At 44.0% G+C, this 20,765-nt stretch carries 14 protein-coding genes and 1 other annotated feature; of the genes, 9 read left to right on the top strand and 5 right to left on the bottom strand.

From position 1 onward, the window contains the following. Window positions 1-539: 539 nt before the first annotated feature. Window positions 540-1,994 carry a glutamate synthase subunit beta gene (locus L3V23_RS04095; RefSeq protein ID WP_102954416.1) on the bottom strand — a complete coding sequence of 485 codons (1,455 nt, stop codon included), beginning with the start codon at window positions 1,992-1,994 and terminating at the stop codon, window positions 540-542. After that, complete coding sequence (gene gltB, locus L3V23_RS04090; RefSeq protein ID WP_102963582.1) at window positions 1,994-6,532, bottom strand: glutamate synthase large subunit; 4,539 nt, start codon at window positions 6,530-6,532, stop codon at window positions 1,994-1,996. Before gltB ends, L3V23_RS04095 begins: the two co-directional genes overlap by 1 nt. A gap of 533 nt (window positions 6,533-7,065) precedes the next feature. Here gltB and L3V23_RS04085 point away from each other — a divergent pair. The 3 genes from L3V23_RS04085 to L3V23_RS04075 all read left to right on the top strand — a co-directional run bounded on the left by L3V23_RS04085 (window position 7,066) and on the right by L3V23_RS04075 (window position 10,953). After that, a complete protein-coding gene (locus L3V23_RS04085; protein ID WP_102954414.1) occupies window positions 7,066-7,998 on the top strand; it encodes a TIGR01212 family radical SAM protein in 933 nt (310 codons plus the stop codon). Between the two features lie 146 nt (window positions 7,999-8,144). Beyond that, entirely contained in the window at window positions 8,145-10,490 is a 2,346-nt protein-coding gene (gene arcB, locus L3V23_RS04080; protein ID WP_102966091.1) for an aerobic respiration two-component sensor histidine kinase ArcB, read from the top strand. A gap of 1 nt (window position 10,491) precedes the next feature. Continuing rightward, window positions 10,492-10,953 carry a hypothetical protein gene (locus tag L3V23_RS04075; RefSeq protein WP_102966092.1) on the top strand — a complete coding sequence of 154 codons (462 nt, stop codon included), beginning with the start codon at window positions 10,492-10,494 and terminating at the stop codon, window positions 10,951-10,953. A gap of 141 nt (window positions 10,954-11,094) precedes the next feature. Here L3V23_RS04075 and arcA read toward each other — a convergent pair whose 3' ends face one another. Then, window positions 11,095-11,811, bottom strand: a complete 717-nt coding sequence (gene arcA, locus L3V23_RS04070) for a two-component system response regulator ArcA (protein WP_042480376.1) — start codon at window positions 11,809-11,811, stop codon at window positions 11,095-11,097. Window positions 11,812-12,132: 321 nt separating this feature from the next. Between arcA and L3V23_RS04065 the strand changes: the two genes are divergently transcribed. Next, window positions 12,133-12,519, top strand: coding sequence for a DUF3293 domain-containing protein (locus L3V23_RS04065; RefSeq protein WP_102954411.1), 387 nt, complete (start codon window positions 12,133-12,135; stop codon window positions 12,517-12,519). A 73-nt stretch (window positions 12,520-12,592) separates the two neighbouring features. Continuing rightward, window positions 12,593-13,078, top strand: a complete 486-nt coding sequence (locus L3V23_RS04060; protein ID WP_042480372.1) for a putative 4-hydroxy-4-methyl-2-oxoglutarate aldolase — start codon at window positions 12,593-12,595, stop codon at window positions 13,076-13,078. Here L3V23_RS04060 and L3V23_RS04055 read toward each other — a convergent pair. Beyond that, complete coding sequence (locus tag L3V23_RS04055; protein WP_042480371.1) at window positions 13,075-13,566, bottom strand: hypothetical protein; 492 nt, start codon at window positions 13,564-13,566, stop codon at window positions 13,075-13,077. The genes L3V23_RS04060 and L3V23_RS04055 overlap by 4 nt on opposite strands. A 288-nt stretch (window positions 13,567-13,854) precedes the next feature. Beyond that, window positions 13,855-13,972: a sequence feature (Thr leader region), on the top strand. A gap of 30 nt (window positions 13,973-14,002) precedes the next feature. Here L3V23_RS04055 and thrA point away from each other — a divergent pair. Genes thrA through thrC form a run of 3 tightly spaced genes read left to right on the top strand, consistent with a single transcriptional unit; the run spans window position 14,003 to window position 18,720 of the window. Then, window positions 14,003-16,462 (top strand): bifunctional aspartate kinase/homoserine dehydrogenase I, encoded by a 2,460-nt coding sequence (gene thrA, locus L3V23_RS04050; RefSeq protein WP_102966093.1) that lies wholly within the window; start codon window positions 14,003-14,005, stop codon window positions 16,460-16,462. 18 nt (window positions 16,463-16,480) lie between these two features. After that, window positions 16,481-17,437 (top strand): homoserine kinase, encoded by a 957-nt coding sequence (thrB, locus tag L3V23_RS04045; RefSeq protein ID WP_042480786.1) that lies wholly within the window; start codon window positions 16,481-16,483, stop codon window positions 17,435-17,437. After that, a complete protein-coding gene (gene thrC, locus L3V23_RS04040) occupies window positions 17,434-18,720 on the top strand; it encodes a threonine synthase (RefSeq protein WP_102966094.1) in 1,287 nt (428 codons plus the stop codon). Before thrB ends, thrC begins: the two co-directional genes overlap by 4 nt. A 106-nt stretch (window positions 18,721-18,826) precedes the next feature. On the opposite strand, the gene grcA is transcribed toward thrC, so the two are convergent. After that, window positions 18,827-19,204, bottom strand: a complete 378-nt coding sequence (gene grcA, locus L3V23_RS04035) for an autonomous glycyl radical cofactor GrcA (protein WP_042480363.1) — start codon at window positions 19,202-19,204, stop codon at window positions 18,827-18,829. Between the two features lie 338 nt (window positions 19,205-19,542). Here grcA and nfo point away from each other — a divergent pair, with 338 nt between their 5' ends. Then, on the top strand, window positions 19,543-20,418 hold the full coding sequence (nfo, locus tag L3V23_RS04030; RefSeq protein WP_102966095.1) for a deoxyribonuclease IV: 876 nt from the start codon (window positions 19,543-19,545) through the stop codon (window positions 20,416-20,418). Window positions 20,419-20,765 lie beyond the last annotated feature (347 nt).

The raw sequence follows: 20,765 nt of genomic DNA, 5'->3' as shown, positions 1-20,765 counted from the left end.
TCTCCCTTTGCTTCTGTCTACAAGACAGTAAATGACTAACTATTCTTATATACCCTTCCGGCTTTTAGTGACAGCTTTGCTGACTAGGTATTTGGCTCCTTTTCATGAGAACTGATGATTTTCATGGGCATAGGAGGTCATTCACTTGTCGCTTTTTGCCACTGCAAGTTGTTTGGATATTGTTGTTGTTATTATTTGGATATTTATTACTAAGAATTGACTAAAAATTTAACAATTTTGAGCAGTTTGTTTTCAGTGAGTTCACAACCTATAGCTAATTGTGAAAAAGGTCAAGTTGTTGGGCTAAAATCATCTTTGAGTGCGATTTACCACTGATTACTCTGAAATAGTCTATAAAATTCAATATGATAAATTATTTGTTATCACAAAAATTTAACATATAAATCTCAAGATATGAGAAAAGAATAAAAAAGGCTAGCAGTGTATGCTAGCCAAATGGAAGGTCTATAAGAAATTTTAAATCTGAATAGAAAAGGTTTCTAGAGCATCAAACTGTAAAAACCTTTTACTATGAATCATTATGCTGAAAGCATTAATGAATCCGCTTTTGCTTCTAGATTGGTATTACCCATTAGGTATTCGTCGATTGAACGAGCACACTCGCGGCCTTCGTTGATACAACGTACAACCAGAGACTGGCCTGTACGCATATCGCCAGCAGCGAATACACCTTCTTGGTTAGTAGCGAAATCTTTGGTTGCTACATTACCACGCTCATCTAAGGCAATATCAAGTTGAGCCAACACGCCATGTGGTTCTGGGTGTAAGAAGCCCATTGCCAAGAACGCCATATCACAAGGAATGACACGTTCACTTCCTGCAACTTCAGTAAAGTTACGAGAATCATTCCACACGATGTCTGCAACACGTAAACCTGTTACTTCGCCCTTATCATTGCCGATAAATTCTTTGGTCAGGATATTCCAATGACGTTCACAGCCTTCTTCATGAGAAGTCGAAGTGCGAAGAATCATTGGGTATTGAGGCCAAGGCATGTTGGCAGGACGTTTGTCTGCCGGCATAGGCATGATCTCAACCTGAGTGATACTCGCTGCACCGTGACGGTTAGAAGTACCGACACAGTCAGAGCCAGTATCACCACCACCGATAACCACAACGTGCTTACCTTTTGCATGAATCTCTTCAGTTTTAAGATCCATGCCGTTTGCACGGCGGTTGTTCTGAGCTAGGAATTGCATCGCGAAGTACACGCCATTCAATTCACGACCCGGAATCGGCAGATTACGAGGAACCGTTGAACCACCCGTTAGCAGTACCGCATCGTATTCTTGGCGTAGCTGTTGAGCGTTAATATCCACACCCACATGCGCGTTCACTTCAAACTGAACGCCTGCTTCGGCCATCAAATTGATCTTGCGATCAATCACTTCCATGCTGAGTTTGAAATCAGGAATACCGAAACGCAACAAGCCACCGACTTTTTCATCACGTTCGTAAACCGTCACTGTGTGACCAGCGCTGTTCAACTGCTCTGCCGCAGCTAAGCCCGCAGGGCCTGAACCGATAATCGCGATCTTTTTACCCGTGCGTGAGCGTGGTGTTTTCGGCTTTGCATAACCTTCACGATACGCAGTTTCAACGATGGTTTTCTCAATATTACAGATGGTGATTGGATCTTGGTTGATGCCCAGTACACATGCACTTTCACATGGAGCAGGGCAAACACGACCTGTAAATTCAGGGAAGTTATTAGTAGAACTTAAAATGTTCCACGCTTCTTCCCAACTATCGCGATAAACCGCATCGTTGAACTCAGGAATGATGTTACCGATAGGGCAGCCGTTATGACAAAACGGCACACCACAATCCATACAACGAGAAGCTTGGGTATTAATTTTGCTGCCAAACTCTTCGTTTAGAACGAACTCTTTGTTGTTCTTGATACGCTCAGCCGGTGCAATCTTTTTCGGAAGCTCACGACCATGCTCTAAAAATCCAGTAGGCTTACCCATTAAACTGCCTCCGCTTCTGTCTGTTGTGCCAGTGCCTTACGCTTCTGAAGTACCGCTTTGTAATCACGCGGCATCACCTTAACCATTGAGGTTAAGCTTGCTTCAAAGTTGTCAAGGAACGACTTAGCGACTTCACTTCCTGTGAATTGAACATGCTTAGTCAACATATCCAGTAGTAGCTCTCTGTCTTCTTGCTCGATAGGATCAAGGTCGACCAGTTCAGAGTTCAGTTTGGATTCGAAGTCACCAGACTTGTCCCAAACGTAAGCGATACCGCCACTCATACCGGCAGCGAAGTTACGACCTGTAGAGCCAAGAACAACCGCAATACCGCCAGTCATGTACTCACAACCGTGATCACCAATGCCTTCTACAACCACTTTCGCGCCTGAGTTACGAACACAGAAACGTTCGCCTGCCATACCGCGAATGTAAGATTCACCAGAGGTTGCGCCGTAGAAACACACGTTACCAACAACAATATTGTCTTCTGGAACTATGGTCGATTTCGAATCTGGGTAAAGGATCAGCGTACCGCCAGACAGACCTTTGCCCCAGTAGTCGTTCGCATCGCCTTCTACTTCGAATGTCACGCCTTTCGCAAGGAAAGCACCAAATGACTGACCCGCAGAGCCTGTGAATTTCACATTCATAGGTTTAGGCAGACCTTGGTCTTTGTAGACTTTCGAAATTTCGTTCGACAGCATAGTACCTACAGAGCGGTCAGTGTTGATGATTGGCAACTCTGCATGAATTGCTTCACCGCGCTCAAGCGCAGGAGCAGCAATCTTGATCAAAGTGCGGTCTAACACGTTGTCTAAGTTGTGGTTTTGCTGTGTCTGGTTGTAGATACCATCTTCTGCACGTGCTTGTTCAATGTGAAGAACAGGCGACAGATCGAGGTTCTTATATTTCCAGTGTGCAACGTCTTGGCGAGGTTTCAGTTTCTGACCTTGACCAACCATTGCATCGATAGTGCGGAAGCCTAGCTCCGCCATGATTTCACGTAAACCTTGAGCCATATATTGGAAGAAGGTGATGACGTCTTCTACGCGACCATCAAAGCGTTCACGCAGAGTTTTGTTCTGTGTTGCGATACCAACAGGACAGGTGTTCTTATGACACTTACGCATCATGATACAGCCTTCAACAACCAAAGCTGCTGTCGCTACGCCCCATTCTTCAGCACCTAGTAACGTTGCGATTGCAAGGTCACGAGGTGTTTTCATCTGACCATCAGCCTGAACAACGATACGGTTACGTAGGCCGTTCTTCAGTAGCGTTTGGTGAGTTTCCGCCAAGCCAAGTTCCCAAGGAAGACCTGTGTGGCGAATTGAAGACATTGGTGAAGCACCTGTACCACCATCGAAACCAGCGATAAGTACCACATCAGCTTTTGCTTTCGCAACGCCCGATGCGATAGTACCAACACCCGCTTCAGAAACTAGCTTCACGTTGACACGGCCCGCGCGGTTCGCGTTCTTCAGGTCGAAGATAAGCTGAGCTAAGTCTTCGATTGAGTAGATATCGTGGTGTGGCGGTGGAGAAATCAAACCAACCCCTGGAGTAGAGTGACGAGTTGCACCGATCCAGTCATCGACTTTATCGCCCGGTAGCTGACCACCTTCACCCGGCTTCGCACCTTGAGCCATCTTGATTTGAAGCTCTTCTGCGTTCGTCAGATAGTAAGACGTTACACCGAAGCGACCTGATGCGACCTGCTTGATTGCTGAGCGTTCCCAATCGCCGTTTTCTTTACGTTCAAAACGAGTTGGATCCTCACCGCCTTCACCAGAGTTGGATTTCGCACCTAAGCGGTTCATCGCAATCGCAAGTGTTGAGTGCGCTTCATGAGAGATAGAACCGAATGACATTGCACCCGTTGCAAAGCGTTTAACGATGCTTTCAATAGGTTCCACTTGTTCAATCGGGATCGAACCTGCAGGATTCTTAATGAATTCTAGCTGGCTACGTAGTGTTACTGCGTCATCGCCCTGCTTATCAACCGCTGCAGCGTATTGCTTGAACTGCGCGTAATCTTTATTACGCGTTGATTGTTGCAACAGGCTGATGGTTTCTGGGTTGAACAGGTGTTTTTCACCACGCTGTTTCCACTGGTAAACACCGCCTACATCAAGCATACGAATTGGCACTTCGCGAGTTGGGTAACCCACACGGTGACGAACGATCACTTCTTTAGCGATGTCATCCAGAGTCAAACCTTGGATGCGAGAAACGGTACCTGTGAAGTACTTATCAACCACAGACTTATGGATACCCAGAGCTTCAAAGATCTGTGCACCATGGTAAGACTGAAGTGTTGAGATCCCCATCTTAGAGAAGATCTTCAACAAGCCGCCGTTTACTGCTTTACGGTAGTTGTCGAACAGCTTTTCAACCGGTGTTTCTGGATTCAGTTTCTTGCGGCGTTGTAGATCAACCAGTGTTTCCGATACTAGGTATGGGTTAACTGCGTTTGCACCATAGCCAAGTAGCGTTGCGAAGTGGTGAGTTTCACGTGCATCACCGGTTTCGACCACGATGCCGCAACGTGCACGAAGGCCTTTACGAATTAGGTGGTGGTGAACTGCGCCCACAGCGAGCATGGCTGGAATTGCAGCATGGTTTGAGTTCACTGCACGGTCAGTCAACAGGATGATGGAGTAACCATCGATCACTGCGTCTTCTGCATATTGGCAGATACGTTTTAGTGCGCGCTCAAGTTTGCCTGCATCTTCACTGGCTTGGAATACGATATCCAGTGTTTTTGCTTGTAAGTGCTCGTTATCAATCGCACGTAGTTTCTCTAACTCAGCGTTAGAAATAACTGGCGATTCAAGTTCCACTTTACGGCAGTGCTGAGGTGATTCAGCAAGCAGGTTTTGATCTTTACCAATATAGGTATTGAGTGACATAACCATACGCTCACGGATCGGGTCGATCGGCGGGTTGGTTACCTGCGCAAATAACTGCTTAAAGTAGTTAGATAAATGCTGTGACTGGTGCGAAAGAATCGCTAACGGCCAGTCTGCACCCATTGCAGAAAGAGGCTCTTTACCATCATTTGCCATAGGCACGATGATATCGTTCACTTCTTCAGTGCTGACACCAAACGCTTGTTGGCGATGCAGTAAACGCTCAGGGTTTGGTTGGCTGTGTGCGTTGTCTGCTTCTGGAAGCTTCTTCAGACTTAGTAGGTTGTCTTCAACCCATTTCTCGTATGGTTGAGCTGTCGCGATGCTGTCTTTTACTTCTTCATCAGAAATAATGCGACCTTGCTCTAGGTCAGCAACAAAGATACGACCCGGTTGCAAACGACCACGGAATTCCACGTTTTCTGGTGCGATTTCTACCACACCTGATTCAGACGCCATCACAAGGAAGTCATCTTTAGTCACTGTGTAGCGAGAAGGGCGCAGACCATTACGGTCAAGAGTTGCACCTACCTGAACGCCGTCGGTGAAACAAACAGACGCTGGGCCATCCCACGGTTCCATGATGTTGGCATGGTAACGGTAGAACGCACGGCGAGTTGGATCCATGGTTTTGTTCTCTTGCCATGCTTCAGGGATCATCATCATTAGAGCATGTGGCAAGCTACGGCCTGAAAGAACAAGCAGTTCTAACGCCATATCAAAGTTTGCTGAGTCTGACATGCCTTCCTGACAGATAGGCAGCAGCATATCGATTTCAACTTGAGTAAATAGATCTGACTGTAGAATCGCTTCACGCGCTTTCATCCAGTTCAAGTTGCCGCGAACTGTGTTGATTTCACCGTTGTGGGCAATGTAGCGGAAAGGCTGAGCCAGACGCCATCTTGGGAATGTGTTGGTCGAAAAGCGTGAGTGTACCAGTGCCAAAGCAGTAACCATGGATGGATTTTGTAAATCCAAGAAGTATTGAGGTACTTGCTCTGTGGTCAACTGACCTTTATAAACCAATGTCTTATAAGACATTGAGTTAATGTAGAATTCGTCTTTGATGTTAGAAACACTTTCCAGACAAACACGTATTGTGTAGTTACGTAGAACATATAGCTTGCGCTCAAGTTCTTCAGGAGTAACGCCAGGTGCTGCTGAAATAAATACGTGTTCAAACTGTGGTTCGGTGCTTAACGGATCAGCACCCAACATTGAATTGTCTGTTGGCAGAACGCGGTAGCCAATCACGTCTAGATCTAGACGGCGAGCGTTGCGTTCAAGAATGTCACGACATTGTGCACGTTTGTACTCGTCTTTCGGGAACAGCATGACACCAACGCCATACTTTTCGAAAGATGGCAATTTAATACCAAGCTTTACCGCTTCTTCGAGTAAAAATTCGTGTGGTTTTTGCAATAAAATACCGGCACCGTCACCACTACATGGGTCACAACCTTGGCCGCCGCGGTGTTCCATACGTGCGAGCATATCCAGAGCTTGTGTCACAACGTGATGCGACTTGCGGTTCTTTAGGTGAGCAACAAAACCGATACCGCATGCATCATGCTCCAGCTCAGGAGTATAGAGACCTTGCGAATTTTGCTGTCTATCTACCATAGATACTTCCTTCCAGTTCAAGCAGACGCAATTTCCCTAGGGCATGCCATAGCATTGCGTCCAGTCCTTTTATATTTAATGAATCTAAACCAACCAGTGCTAGTTGGTTCGCATCCTTTCGGTCTCTCACGGAAAAATTTTGTGAGAAAAACAATCCATAGTGATATCCATTTTTCTTGATCACTTTTGTAGTGATTTATATAGGTGGGCTTGGATAATCACAGATGTTTCACAGGGTTTTGTGTAATAAAATAAACAAAATCAGCGCAAAACTGTAAATATCCTACATTTTTGTTGCACGAAATTCCAACGAAAACTCTACTTTCTAGGTCATTTTTTTGTTGCAAAATGCATAATGATTTTAACAAATGAATAACAATGTATATTAAATGCTTATTTTGTGAATGTTTATTGATTTTGATTGGGTCTTAGCAAGTTCTGGATATTTACAATTGGCTACCATTTTTTTGTGATTTTGTAATTTAATTACAAAGATCGCATTGAGAACTATTTGCATCTATTTTGGTACCCATATGCAGTTACACGAGTTAGTTAATACCATCGGTCAGGATCTCCAAAGGCGTTACGGAGAGCGTGTACACAAGCTGACTTTACATGGTGGTTTCAGTTGTCCTAACCGTGATGGCACCATTGGCCGTGGGGGCTGTACATTCTGCAATGTGGCCTCGTTTGCGGATGAAGAGACGCAAATCCAAAGTATTGAAGAACAGTTGAAAGACCGTGCTGGTGAAATCCATCGAGCTCGTAAATATCTCGCTTATTTTCAGGCATATACCAGCACTTATGCTGAAGTTCAGACTTTGAAGAGCATGTACGAACAGGCACTAAAAGCTGCCGATATTGTCGGCTTATGTGTTGGAACTCGACCGGATTGTGTTCCTGATGCTGTCCTTGATCTGCTCGCAGGCTATGTACAACAAGGGTATGAAATTTGGTTGGAGCTGGGCTTACAAACCGCGAATAACCAAACCTTGAAACACATCAATCGAGGTCATGATTTCGAATGTTATGCGCAGATCACTGAGCGAGCACGAGCGTTGGGGATTAAAGTCTGTACTCATTTAATTGTTGGCCTGCCAAAAGAGACCCGTGACGACAATATTGAAACCCTGCAAAAAGTTGTGGAAGTGGGTACTGACGGCATCAAATTGCATGGTCTGCATATTGTCGAAGGCAGCACAATGGCTAAGGCATGGCGCGCCGGAAGATTAGAAGCGCCAACGTTGGAAGAGTATGTTTCTATTGCCAGCGAAATGATTCGTTTAACACCGCCTAATGTGGTTTATCACCGTGTTTCTTCCGCAGCACGCCGACCAACCTTGTTATCTCCGTTGTGGTGTGAGAATCGCTGGCTCGCAATGACGGAAATTGGTAAAGCATTAGATAAAGAGGGGGCGCAAGGTTCTCTTATTGGTCAGCCTTTTCACTATCAAACTGTCCGTTAATTTCCCTCATCACAGCGGAAAAGAGTCGGACTTTTATCAGTAACCCTTGATTAGTTCAAATTCTTCAACGACGAGTAACTTCTTTGGCTGACTCTTGGCATCGAAACAGGCTAGACTACGGCTAATTCATTCCTGTGGAGTTATGAATGAAACCGATGAAAAATCTCGCCCAGTACTACGTGGATCTGCTAGTCAAACTGGGTATTTTGCGTTTCTCTATTTTACTGGCGCTTGCTTTAGTTGCTCTGGCTGTGGTCGTTCAGGTAGGTATCACACTTGCCCTTAATGGCTATGTTGATGATATCGATATTCTGAGATCGGTGTTCTTTGGTCTGATCATCACCCCTTGGGCTGTGTATTTCCTTTCCGTGGTCGTCGATCAGTTGGAAGAGTCACGTCAGCGTCTTTCCAAACTGGTTTCCAAGCTCAAAGACATGCGTTCACGAGATCAAGAGCTGAACCAAAAGCTCCAGCAGAACATTGTTAAGCTGAATCAAGAGATTGAAGAGCGTATAAAAGCGGAAGAAGCACGTGAAGAAGCCATGGTGGATTTGGAAACCGAGGTTTTTCAACGTGAAAAAACACAGGTTGAACTGGCTGAACGCACGGCTCTGTTACGTTCATTCATCGATGCTTCTCCTGACTTGATCTATTACCGAAACGCAAAAGGTGAATTCTCGGGTTGTAACCGAGCTATGGAAGAACTGACCGGTAAAAGAGAAAGTGAGCTGGTTGGCTTAACACCTTGGGATGTTTACCGTAAAGAGATTGCTCAGTCGATTGTTGAGACCGATCAACGCGTATTCAAAGACAATCGCGCTATCACTTATGAGCAGTGGCTGGAATATCCAGATGGCCACAAAAACTATTTCGAGCTGCGTAAAGTACCGTTTTACAGCAAAGATGGCCGTCACTTAGGCCTTGTTGGCTTTGGTCGTGATATCACTGAACGCAAACGTCATGAAGAGTCTCTGGAAAAAGCCAGCCGCGATAAAACCACATTCATCTCGACCATTAGCCACGAGTTGCGTACGCCGCTTAATGGTATTGTCGGCTTAAGCCGAATGCTGCTGGATACGCCAATGACACCTGAGCAGCGCAAACACATGCAGACCATTAATGTCAGTGCTGTCACCTTGGGGAATATCTTTAACGATATTATTGATATGGATAAGTTTGACCGTCGCAAGCTAGAGTTATTCCCTGCACCTTTGAATTTCGAAGAATTCGTTGTCGAGCTAGAAAGCTTGTCGGCTCTGATGGCGGAACAGAAAGGTCTGCGCTTCGATTTAGAACGATTAACGGATTTACCTGAACTCGTCAGCGTGGATGCAACGCGACTTCGCCAAGTACTGTGGAACTTGATCAGTAACGCAATGAAGTTCACCAAAGAAGGTGGCGTGGTGATGAACGTCAGTGCGGATATCGAAGATGATATGGCATATATCACCATGGATATTGAAGATACCGGCATCGGGATTCCTGAATCGGAACTCGATAAAATTTTTGCCATGTACTATCAGGTGAAGTCTGGCGAGGACAACTTACACGCTGTTGGTACAGGTATTGGCCTTGCGGTATCACGTCAGCTTGTCAATTTGATGGGCGGTGATATTACCGTGAGCAGTGAAGAGGGCTTTGGCAGTACTTTTACGGTGTCGATCAGTGTTCCTTTGGTCGAAGCATCCGAAGTGAAGAAGGCTCCGGGGGCGGTTCAGCGCAGTTTGAATATCTTTATGGTCGAAGACATTGAACTCAACGTCACCGTTGCTCGTTCATTGCTTGAAAGTCTTGGTCATAAGGTGACTGTTGCCATGACAGGACAAGCTGCGATCGATACTTTCAAACCGGAACTGTATGACTTGGTCTTCTTGGATATTCAGCTTCCTGATATGACGGGCTTTGATATTGCGCAGTATTACCGCAGCCACTATCAAGAGCTTCCACCGCTGGTGGCGTTGACAGCTAACGTGCTTAAAGATCGTTCTGAATATCTTGAAAAGGGCATGGATGACGCGATAAGTAAGCCTCTATCGGTTTCAGCCGTTCAGGATGTGATAAGCAAGGTCACTATGAATCCTCTGCAAATAACAGACGAGGTAAAACTTATGGAAAAACATATTGAAGGCAACGACGATCTTTATGTTCGACTGCTGGATCTCGACATGCTGACTTCTTACGTTGATATTGTTGGGCAAAAGCCTGTACTTGATAGCATTAAAATGTTTGAAGAGATGATGCCAAGTTATATTGAAGTCTTGGATTCCAACATGGTGGCGAAAGATCAAGACGGCATTGTTTCTGAAGCGCATAAGATAAAAGGCGCAGCAGGATCTATAGGTCTAAAACACATTCAAAGTGTGGCGCAAAAAGCACAATCTCCAGAAGCGCCAGCTTGGTGGGAAAACATAACCGATTGGGTTGAGGAAATTAAGAACGAATACCTCAACGATATTGAAGTACTCAAACAGTGGTTGGAACAAAGGAAATAAAATGAAAAAACTTGCTCTCGCTTTATTCGCTCTGACAATGGCTGCATGTACTTCTCAGACTTCTAATCACGAAAACATTAACTGGAAACAGGGTAATCTTGCTGCGTTATCTGAGACTGACATCCAGCTTAAAAGTAATCTGTGGACAGACAAGATGCCGAAAGTTGATGGCACGTCTGAGAGCCAACCTCTTAACGGCACGCTGATGCTAGACACTTCTGGTGAACTGTCTGCGGAACTTGTTGTTGAAATGGTGGTTATCAAGCAGAAAGACAATACTTGGATCGTTCAAGGCGATGAGACTGAATTGAGAACATTGAGTGAAAATCTTTGGGAAGTGGTGTTTGCAACGGAGATCCCAGTGGATGTCGAAAAGAGCGTTCACGTGGCTTTAGAGCTTAGTGACAGCAACGGTGATGTTTGGCTGGTGGAACGTAATGTCACTATTGATAAGGTCTACTGAACGATAGAATCTAACGTTCGATAAGGTCGATTCATAGCATTTTCTATTGCGAATAAAACCCAAATAGAGAACCCAAGACATAATAAAAAAGCCCCATTTAGGGGCTTTTTTGCATTCTTTAGTAGTAAGAACAGCTCTGGCTTATTCTTCTAAGTCGCCACAGAAACGGTAACCTTCACCGTGAATTGTTGCGATAATTTCTGGAGTGCCAGACACTGACTCAAAGTGTTTACGGATACGACGAATCGTTACGTCTACAGTACGGTCATGTGGTTTCAACTCACGGCCTGTCATCTTCTTCAGAAGATCTGCACGAGTTTGGATCTTGCCTGGGTTTTCACAGAAATGCAGTAGTGCACGGAATTCTGAACGAGGCAGTTTGTAACCATCACCACTTGGACTAACCAGTGAACGGCTATTAATGTCTAGTACCCAACCGTTGAATTCGTATTTCTCAACAGAGCGTTTCTCATCTTGAGTTACGCCAGTGTTCATAGAACGGCTTAGTAGGTTACGAGCACGAATAGTAAGTTCACGAGGGTTGAATGGTTTAGTGATGTAATCATCTGCACCGATTTCTAGACCAAGGATTTTATCTACTTCATTGTCGCGACCAGTCAAAAACATTAGAGCAACATCAGCTTGCTCACGAAGTTCACGAGCTAGCAACAAACCGTTTTTACCCGGTAAGTTGATGTCCATGATCACTAGGTTGATGTTGTTGTCAGATAGTTCGTGGTGCATTTCTTCACCGTTACTAGCTTCAAAAACATCGTATCCCTCGGCTTCAAAAATACTCTTTAGAGTGTTACGAGTAACTTGCTCGTCTTCAACGATAAGAATCTGCGGGGTTTGCATTGGCGGTACCTAAACTTGTGAAAAATTTGTGCTAATAGAACTCATTCTAGGCAAAAACATAACATAGGGTAATTTGATGTTAACAATAAAACTTAATTTATGTAAAAAATCTACTCTCGGGTTGCCCGCCATCCGTGGAATACTAGTTTATGAGGAATCCAATACCTCTTTGGTTCTACTAGTCTTTGAGCCGGATTCTATAATGTTAACAGCATGCTAACAACGGCCAAATGTTAATTCCAATCACTTTGTTGATTTACATCAATTGTTAGAATGTAACAGATATTAAAACTAATGACGAGATGTAACACCAGTAACTTCATGAAAATAAATGCAAACCTTTGGCAAGCTTATTCCAACGTGAAATTTGATCTTCAACATAAAATGGCCTTTGAAAACTACGCCATCATTACCGCATGGAACCCTGAAAGTGATAAGTTGTCAGAATATGAGAATTGCGTAAATAATCAACGTTTACAGAATGAGCTGATTAGTTATGATTGGTGCTCTGTTCGCGTTGGTGATCCAGAGTTTTATTGGTTTGAAGAAAGTTTTGCCGTGAATATGCCTTTGGATAAGGCGTTAGCTCTCGGTAGAGTTTATAGGCAGAATGCCATCTATTACGTGTGTAACAACATGCTTTATTTACATTCCTGTAAGGGAGAACTACGGGAATGCTTAGGGGATTTCAATTTATTCAAACTGTAACCCAAAAGAGGTTATTCCCCTTTAGAGCCTAATTATTTTTTGAAATTACAATTACGAGAATCATGGAGGAACGATGAAAGATATCACACCGGATATATGTGATCGCTACGAGTCACAGGTGACTTTACTCGACTTACCTTTGCAAAATTACGGTATGAGAAGCAGTTTTTGGGGAGAGATAGTGACAGTCCGTTGCTATCACGATAATTCAAAAGTGCGTGAAGTCTTGAGCCAGAATGGCAAGGGAAAAGTACTGGTGGTTGACGGTCACGGCTCTCGCCGCAAAGCACTGATGGGAGATCAGGTTGCTATGATGGCGATTGATAACGGTTGGGAAGGCGTGATTATCTATGGCGCAGTTCGAGACGTTGTCGCGCTTTCGCAAATGGATTTAGGGATAAAAGCATTAGATGCTTGTCCATTTAAAACCGAAAAGCGAGGTGTAGGTAAAGTGAATGTAGCCCTGGCTATGCACAATCAAATGGTGTTGCCGGGGGATTATGTCTATGCCGACTGGAATGGAATCTTGCTCTCTAAGCAAGCGCTTGATTTGAGCTAAAAACGAAATCCTAAACCCACTTCAACACCTTGTTGCCACTCTTGATAGCCAAGGGTGGCATGCAAATCTAAATCATCAGAAAGCTGTAATCGACTGGACAATTCTGCCCCAATATTTGAGGTTCTCTCACTGTTTTTATCCGAAAAATAGGATTGTACTGAACTGCTTAATGTTACTTTTTCAGTTAGCTGGTAGCTAACTCCACTGAGCAATCCATTTTCTCTAAAACTGTTGTTGCCAGAGTCAGATTGGTTGATGCGGGCGCCGACATAAACATCAATATCGTTGAATATCGCATAGGCGTATCCACCATCAATGTTGATATCCCAACCTCCAAATTCATCTCTGTTTTGTTCGCTGGTGATCTGTTCACTTGTAAGAAACAATCGATGTGGGGAATCCTTCTGCATTGAAGGCAGAGTAGGAAGTTGTTCGGAGCGAGCACTAAAAACAATGAGCATGCAGGTAATACCAAGACTAAGTCTCATGATATCCCCCTTGTAGTTATAAATTTTTTAAATGACTTTTCCACTGCGCTTTACAAAGTCTAGGCACAAAAAACAGAGTCGGCAGAGGAGTCGTTAGAGTATTTGGTTATTTGCTTAGTCGGTTTTGTTTGCTCAAATAATGATTGTTGATTTTTTAGAGACTTAGCTAACTAATCAGAATGAAACATAAAAAAAAACTACTTTTTCGTTGACTATGCGATAAAAAATAGGTTAAACGTAGGGGTAAGCAAACACACAAACGAAGTAAGATTTCTATGTTTAATAACAGCCTAGTAATGATGACAACCACCATTATTATTACCGACATTACGCGTGTTGGGGCAGGCTGCTAAGCGTAAAATTTTCAAAGAAGGCCTGTATCCCCACCGATACAGGCCTTTTTTTATGCCTATTTTTAATGACTTGGAGTAAAGGGATGCGAGTTCTAAAGTTTGGAGGTTCATCGTTAGCTGATGCTGACCGTTTATTACGGGCAGCAGACATCATTGCCAATAACGCTCAGCAGGAAGACGTTGCCGTTGTTCTTTCTGCACCGGGTAAAACCACAAATAAACTTGTGGCAGTGATCGATAGCGCGATGCGTAATGGAGAAGCAGAACTACAAATTAAAGAGTTGGAATCTTCGTTCAACACTTTATTTGAAGATGTAAAAGCAGTATTGCCAAACATCGATGGCGCTGCGTTTGATAATCAAGTCAAGTCTTCAATGTCACAGCTACGTCAGTTCGTGCATGGCATCAGTCTATTAGGCATGTGTCCTGATAATGTGAATGCTCGCATTATCAGTAAAGGTGAGCGTGTTTCTATTCAGCTAATGAAAGCGGTAATGGAAGCAAAAGGATTAGCCGCCAACCTGATTGACCCAGTAAAATATCTGCTAGCGAAAGGCGATTATTTAGAAGCGATGGTTGATGTTGAAGTTTCAACTCAAAACTTCAAGGCAAACCCTCTTCCAGAAAAACATGTCCACATTATGCCGGGCTTTACAGCAGGTAATAAGAAAGGTGAATTGGTTTGTCTAGGCCGTAATGGTTCGGATTATTCTGCAGCCGTCTTAGCCGCTTGTTTGCGCGCTGAGTGCTGTGAAATTTGGACTGATGTGGATGGCGTTTATAACTGTGACCCACGTTTAGTTGATGATGCTCGCTTACTTAAATCTCTGAGCTATCAAGAAGCGATGGAACTCTCCTATTTTGGTGCTTCCGTTCTCCATCCAAAAACTATCGCTCCTATTGCTCAGTTCCACATTCCTTGTCTAATCAAAAACAGTTTCAATCCTCAAGGCCCTGGCACTTTAATTGGTCTTGATACTGGTGAAGATAATCTGGCGATCAAAGGTATCACAACGCTTAACAACCTAACTATGGTCAACGTTTCAGGCCCTGGCATGAAAGGCATGGTGGGTATGGCTAGCCGAGTGTTCGGTGCAATGTCTGCTGCGGGTGTCTCTATCGTTCTTATCACACAGTCTTCGTCGGAATACAGCATCAGTTTCTGTATTGAAGCAGAGCACAAAGTGCTAGCTCAACAAGCATTGTCAGAAGCTTTCGAACTCGAACTTAAAGATGGTTTGTTAGAGCCAGTTGAGTTTATGGAAGATCTTTCGATCATCACTCTTGTTGGTGATGGTATGCGTACGTCGCGCGGTGTTGCTTCTCAGTTTTTTGCTTCGTTAACAGAAGCTCACGTCAACATCGTCGCGATTGCTCAAGGTTCATCAGAGCGAGCTATTTCAGCTGTTATCCCAGAAGACAAAGTGTCATCAGCAATCAAAGCGTGTCACGAAAACTTATTTAACTCTAAACACTTCCTTGATGTTTTTGTTGTTGGTGTTGGTGGTGTTGGTGGCGAGCTGGTTGATCAAATTAACCGTCAACAGGCGAAACTGGCTGAAAAAGGTATCGTGATTCGCGTATGTGGTCTGGCGAACAGTAAGGGCTTGTTGCTTGATAGTGAAGGTTTACCTCTTGATAACTGGCGTGACCGCATGGGTGCAGCATCGGAAGAATTTTCTTTAGCTCGCTTAATTGCCTTGGTTCAACGTAACCACATCATCAACCCTGTGCTGGTAGACTGTACTTCTAGTGAAGTCATCGCGAATCAATATACAGATTTCTTAGCGGCAGGCTTCCACGTTGTAACTCCAAATAAGAAAGCTAACACAGCAAGCATGGCGTACTACCATCAGTTACGCGAAGTGGCTCGTCACTCTCGTCGTAAGTTGATGTACGAAACAACGGTAGGTGCGGGTTTGCCAGTTATCGAAAACCTGCAGAACCTCATTGCTGCAGGTGATGAGCTGGAAAAATTCAACGGTATCTTATCAGGCTCTCTATCATTCATCTTCGGTAAGTTAGATGAAGGTCTGACACTGAGCCAAGCAACAACGATTGCTAAAGAAAAAGGTTTCACAGAGCCAGATCCTCGTGATGATCTATCAGGTATGGATGTTGCTCGTAAGCTACTTATCCTTGCTCGTGAAGCGGGAATGGTATTAGAGCTAGAAGATATTAAAGTGGAACAAGCGTTACCACCGGGCTTTGATGCATCAGGTAGTGTAGAAGACTTCATGGCTCGTTTGCCTCAAGCGGATGAATATTTCCAACAGCTGTCAGCCACAGCGGCGGAGGAAGGCAAAGTTCTTCGTTACGTAGGCGAAATCGCGGAAGGTGAATGCCGAGTACACATCGCGATGGTCGATGAGAATGGTCCAATGTTCAAAATTAAAGATGGCGAGAACGCTCTGGCATTCTACAGCCGCTACTATCAGCCAATTCCGCTAGTACTACGCGGTTACGGTGCAGGTACTGAAGTAACTGCTGCAGGTGTGTTCTCGGATGTCATGCGTACGCTTGGCTGGAAATTAGGGATTTAATCAATGAGTTCAAGTGACATGGGCGTAGTCGTTTACGCCCCAGCTTCTATCGGTAACGTAAGTGTTGGTTTCGATGTATTGGGTGCTGCGGTTTCACCTATTGACGGAACACTGCTTGGCGACCGAGTTCAGGTAAAAGCAGGCTCAGAGCCTTTTACTCTTAAAACAGCAGGCAGCTTCGTTTCTAAGCTTCCTGAAAACCCGAAAGAAAATATTGTTTACGATTGTTGGACTGTGTTTGCTCGTGAGCTAGAGAAAAAGCAGGTTGAACTGAAGCCTCTTGAAATGACGCTAGAGAAGAACATGCCTATAGGTTCAGGTTTAGGCTCAAGTGCTTGTTCAATTGTGGCTGCACTGGATGCGCTCAACCGATTCCATGATCAACCATTAAACGAAACTGAACTGTTGGCATTAATGGGGGAAATGGAAGGAAAGATCTCGGGCGGCATTCACTATGACAACGTTGCCCCATGCTATCTCGGTGGCGTACAACTGATGCTTGAAGAGCTTGGCATTATCAGCCAAGAAGTGCCTTGTTTTGATGATTGGTACTGGGTAATGGCTTATCCGGGTATTAAGGTTTCAACTGCTGAAGCGCGTGCTATCTTGCCGTCTCAGTATCGCCGCCAAGATATCATCGCTCATGGTCGTTATCTGGCTGGCTTTATTCATGCTTGCCACACCAATCAGCCTGAGTTAGCCGCGAAAATGATCAAAGACGTGATCGCAGAACCTTATCGTGAGAAACTGCTGCCTGGTTTTGCGAAAGCTCGTCAATATGCGCTTTCTGCTGGTGCATTGGCGACAGGCATCTCCGGTAGCGGTCCAACGCTATTTAGTGTGTGCAAAGAAAAAGACGTTGCCGAGCGAGTTGCGCGTTGGCTCGAACAAAACTACGTACAAAACGAAGAAGGATTCGTTCACGTTTGTCGTCTAGACAAAAACGGTTCAAAAGTGACAGGAAGTGAGCTATGAAGCTTTACAACATAAAAGAAAATGATGAACAAGTATCCTTTGGCCAAGCCGTGCGCCAAGGATTGGGTCGTAATCAAGGCCTATTTTTCCCATCGGAATTACCAAAATTTGATGATATTGATGCGCTATTAGCCGAAGATTTCGTCTCTCGCAGTACCAAGATTCTTTCAGCTTTGATCGGTGATGAACTGCCAAGCGAGAAAGTGAATGAGATGGTGGCATCTGCGTTCCAATTCCCAGCGCCAATCAAATCAGTAAAAGATGGCGTTTATGCTCTTGAACTGTTCCATGGTCCAACGCTTGCGTTTAAAGACTTTGGTGGCCGCTTTATGGCTCAGTCTCTTGCGGCTGTATCTAATGGCGGAAAAATCACTATTCTAACAGCAACATCTGGCGATACAGGTGCTGCGGTTGCTCATGCTTTCTACGGCATGGAAGACATCAATGTCGTGATCCTTTATCCAAAAGGTAAAATCAGCCCACTACAAGAAAAGCTGTTCTGTACATTAGGTAAGAACATCCACACTGTCGCGGTCAATGGCGATTTCGATGCATGCCAAGCATTGGTTAAAAGCGCATTTGATGATGCAGAGCTGCGTGAGAAAGTAGGTCTTAACTCAGCTAACTCGATCAACATTAGCCGTTTAATGGCACAAATCTGCTACTACTTCGAAGCGGCAGCTCAAATGAGCAAAGCAGAGCGCGAAAATCTTGTCGTTTCAGTTCCAAGTGGTAACTTCGGCAACCTTACTGCTGGTTTATTGGCTAAATCGTTGGGTTTACCTATCAAACGTTTTATCGCTGCAACGAACGCAAATGACACTGTGCCTCGTTACCTAGAAACTGGCAAATGGGATCCAAAACCAACAGTGGCGACCACTTCAAATGCGATGGATGTGAGCCAACCAAACAACTGGCCACGTATCGAAGAGCTATGCAAAATCAAAGATTGGGGCTTGGAAACTTTAGGTAAAGGTGCGGTTCTCGATAACGAAAGTGCGGAATCAGTGAAAGAGCTGAACGCATTGGGTTATCTGTGTGAGCCACACGGTGCAATTGCCTACCGCGTTCTTGAACAGCAACTTCAACAAGGTGAAACCGGACTGTTCTTATGTACTGCACATCCAGCTAAGTTCAAAGAAGTGGTTGATGAGATTTTAGGTACGGACATCGAATTACCAGCACCTTTGGCTAAACATGCTGTTATGGAACTACTGTCTGATGAGATGGACGTTGACTTCGCAGCACTGAGAAAGCTTCTAATCAAGGTTCGTGGCGAGTAATACAGGGTAGAGGATCATTACTGATTCTCTACCAACAAAGCATAAAAAAGCGGTGCTATTACTTTATACAGTAAGAGCACCGCTTTTTTTAATTTGCGAAACTGAATTATAGAGATTCAGTAAAAGTACGAGCGATAACGTCGCGTTGTTGCTCTGGAGTTAGAGAGTTAAAACGAACAGCGTAACCTGATACACGGATAGTTAGCTGTGGGTACTTCTCTGGATGAGCAACGGCATCTTCCAACGTTTCACGCTTAAGAACGTTAACGTTAAGGTGCTGACCACCTTCAATTTTTGGAGTTGTTTCGATAGCCACTTCACGGCTTTCGTACTCGCCAAGGTCAGATACTGGAACAACTTGATCTTCTGAGTAGCTACCAGTTGCTGCAACACAACGAGCTTCGTTTGTTTCACTATCGATTAGCCAAATAGAGTTAAGTAGGTCATCATTAGCTGCTTTAGTGATTTGGATACCTTGGATCATCAATATCTCCTAGTCCACTTTCAGTGGTATTTATTGGTGTTAAATTTCGTAATTATTGTTGAGCTTCGTATTATATATTTTATATCCATGATTATAGTATTGATATAGGTCAAAAAACAACATAAAACCTTAATTAGTTTAAGGTGAATAAATTGATGTTAATCAATAAGTGTTTAATAAATATAATTATTCAATTAAATTTTAATGATTAAAAAATATTTTATGGTTAAGTTTTGTTCTATTTGTGGTAATAAAACTACATTTTAACGTGCTAGAACAAGCTAACTAGAACAAATCAGTAAGTTATAAAAGCCAATTTGAAAGTAGAAAGTGATTAAATGACAAAAGAAGTAAAGCCTCTTGGCAACAAATATATTGGTGCTCATGTTTCCGCTGCTGGTGGCGTCGATCAGGCGCCATTAAGAGCAAAAGAGATTGGTGCAAACGCGTTTGCTATCTTCACTAAAAATCAGCGTCAATGGGTAGCGAAGCCACTAGAAGCGTCAACAATAAGACGTTTCAAAGAGCAATGTCAGCGTTTAGGTTTCTCTGCTGACTATATTTTGCCTCATGACTCCTACTTAATTAATTTGGGCGCGCCAGAAGAAGATAAGCTGGAAAAATCGCGTGCAGCATTTATTGATGAGATGGAGCGTTGCAATCAGCTCGGGTTGAAACTGCTGAACTTCCATCCGGGTAGCCACTTAAAACTGGTGTCTGAAGAGCAGTGCCTTGCGACTATTGCTGAGTCAATCAACCTTGCTCATAAAGCTGTACCTGATGTCATTGCTGTCATCGAGAATACAGCAGGGCAAGGAACGAACTTAGGCTGGCGCTTTGAGCACTTGGCGGCAATCATTGATCAAGTAGAAGACAAATCTCGTGTTGGTGTTTGCCTCGATACTTGCCATACCTTTGCCGCTGGCTACGATTTAAGTAGCTTTGCCGCTTGTGAAGCTACTTTTGCGGAGTTTGATCGTGTTGTCAGTATGCACTATTTAAGAGCAATGCATATTAATGATTCAAAAGGTGGACTAGGCAGTAAGCTGGATCGCCACCATTCATTAGGCAAAGGTGAGATCGGTTGGGATTGCTTTGAATACATCTCTAAAGATCCTCGTTTTGATAATATCCCATTGATTTTAGAAACAATTGATCCTGATATTTGGCATTTAGAGATCCAAACAATGCGCGAGCACCATTTAAGTGTATAAATTGTTCGTTTGAGATCACGATATTGGCATGCTTTTCTCATGACGTTTTCATGAAACGTTGTAAAGAAGGATACCCAATTATGTTCTCTTCAGTTTGTGTTACCTCATCATTCAGTGCTCGACCTGCTGCCCGTATGCCAGTGCCTAATCGGCATGTAACAGGTCGAGGCCACCATCGTTCACCGCAACCAAGTAAATCTCATTGTAAGTAAGGCTTACTGATGAGAGCTGCTGTTTCTCGGTAAGATGAAATCTTGGTTGTTGTGTTGATGACATTTGTGAACTGTTTACGACATTCTTAATCAAAATCTGAGGTTTCAGGGATGTCGTATTTGATTTTACGAGTG

The organism is Vibrio sp. A1-b2 (assembly GCF_021726015.1).
In the GTDB taxonomy this organism is placed as follows: Bacteria; Pseudomonadota; Gammaproteobacteria; order Enterobacterales; family Vibrionaceae; genus Vibrio; species Vibrio diazotrophicus.
The sequence above is the reverse complement of the archived record's forward strand: the minus strand, read 5'-3'. Positions and strand labels throughout refer to the sequence as shown.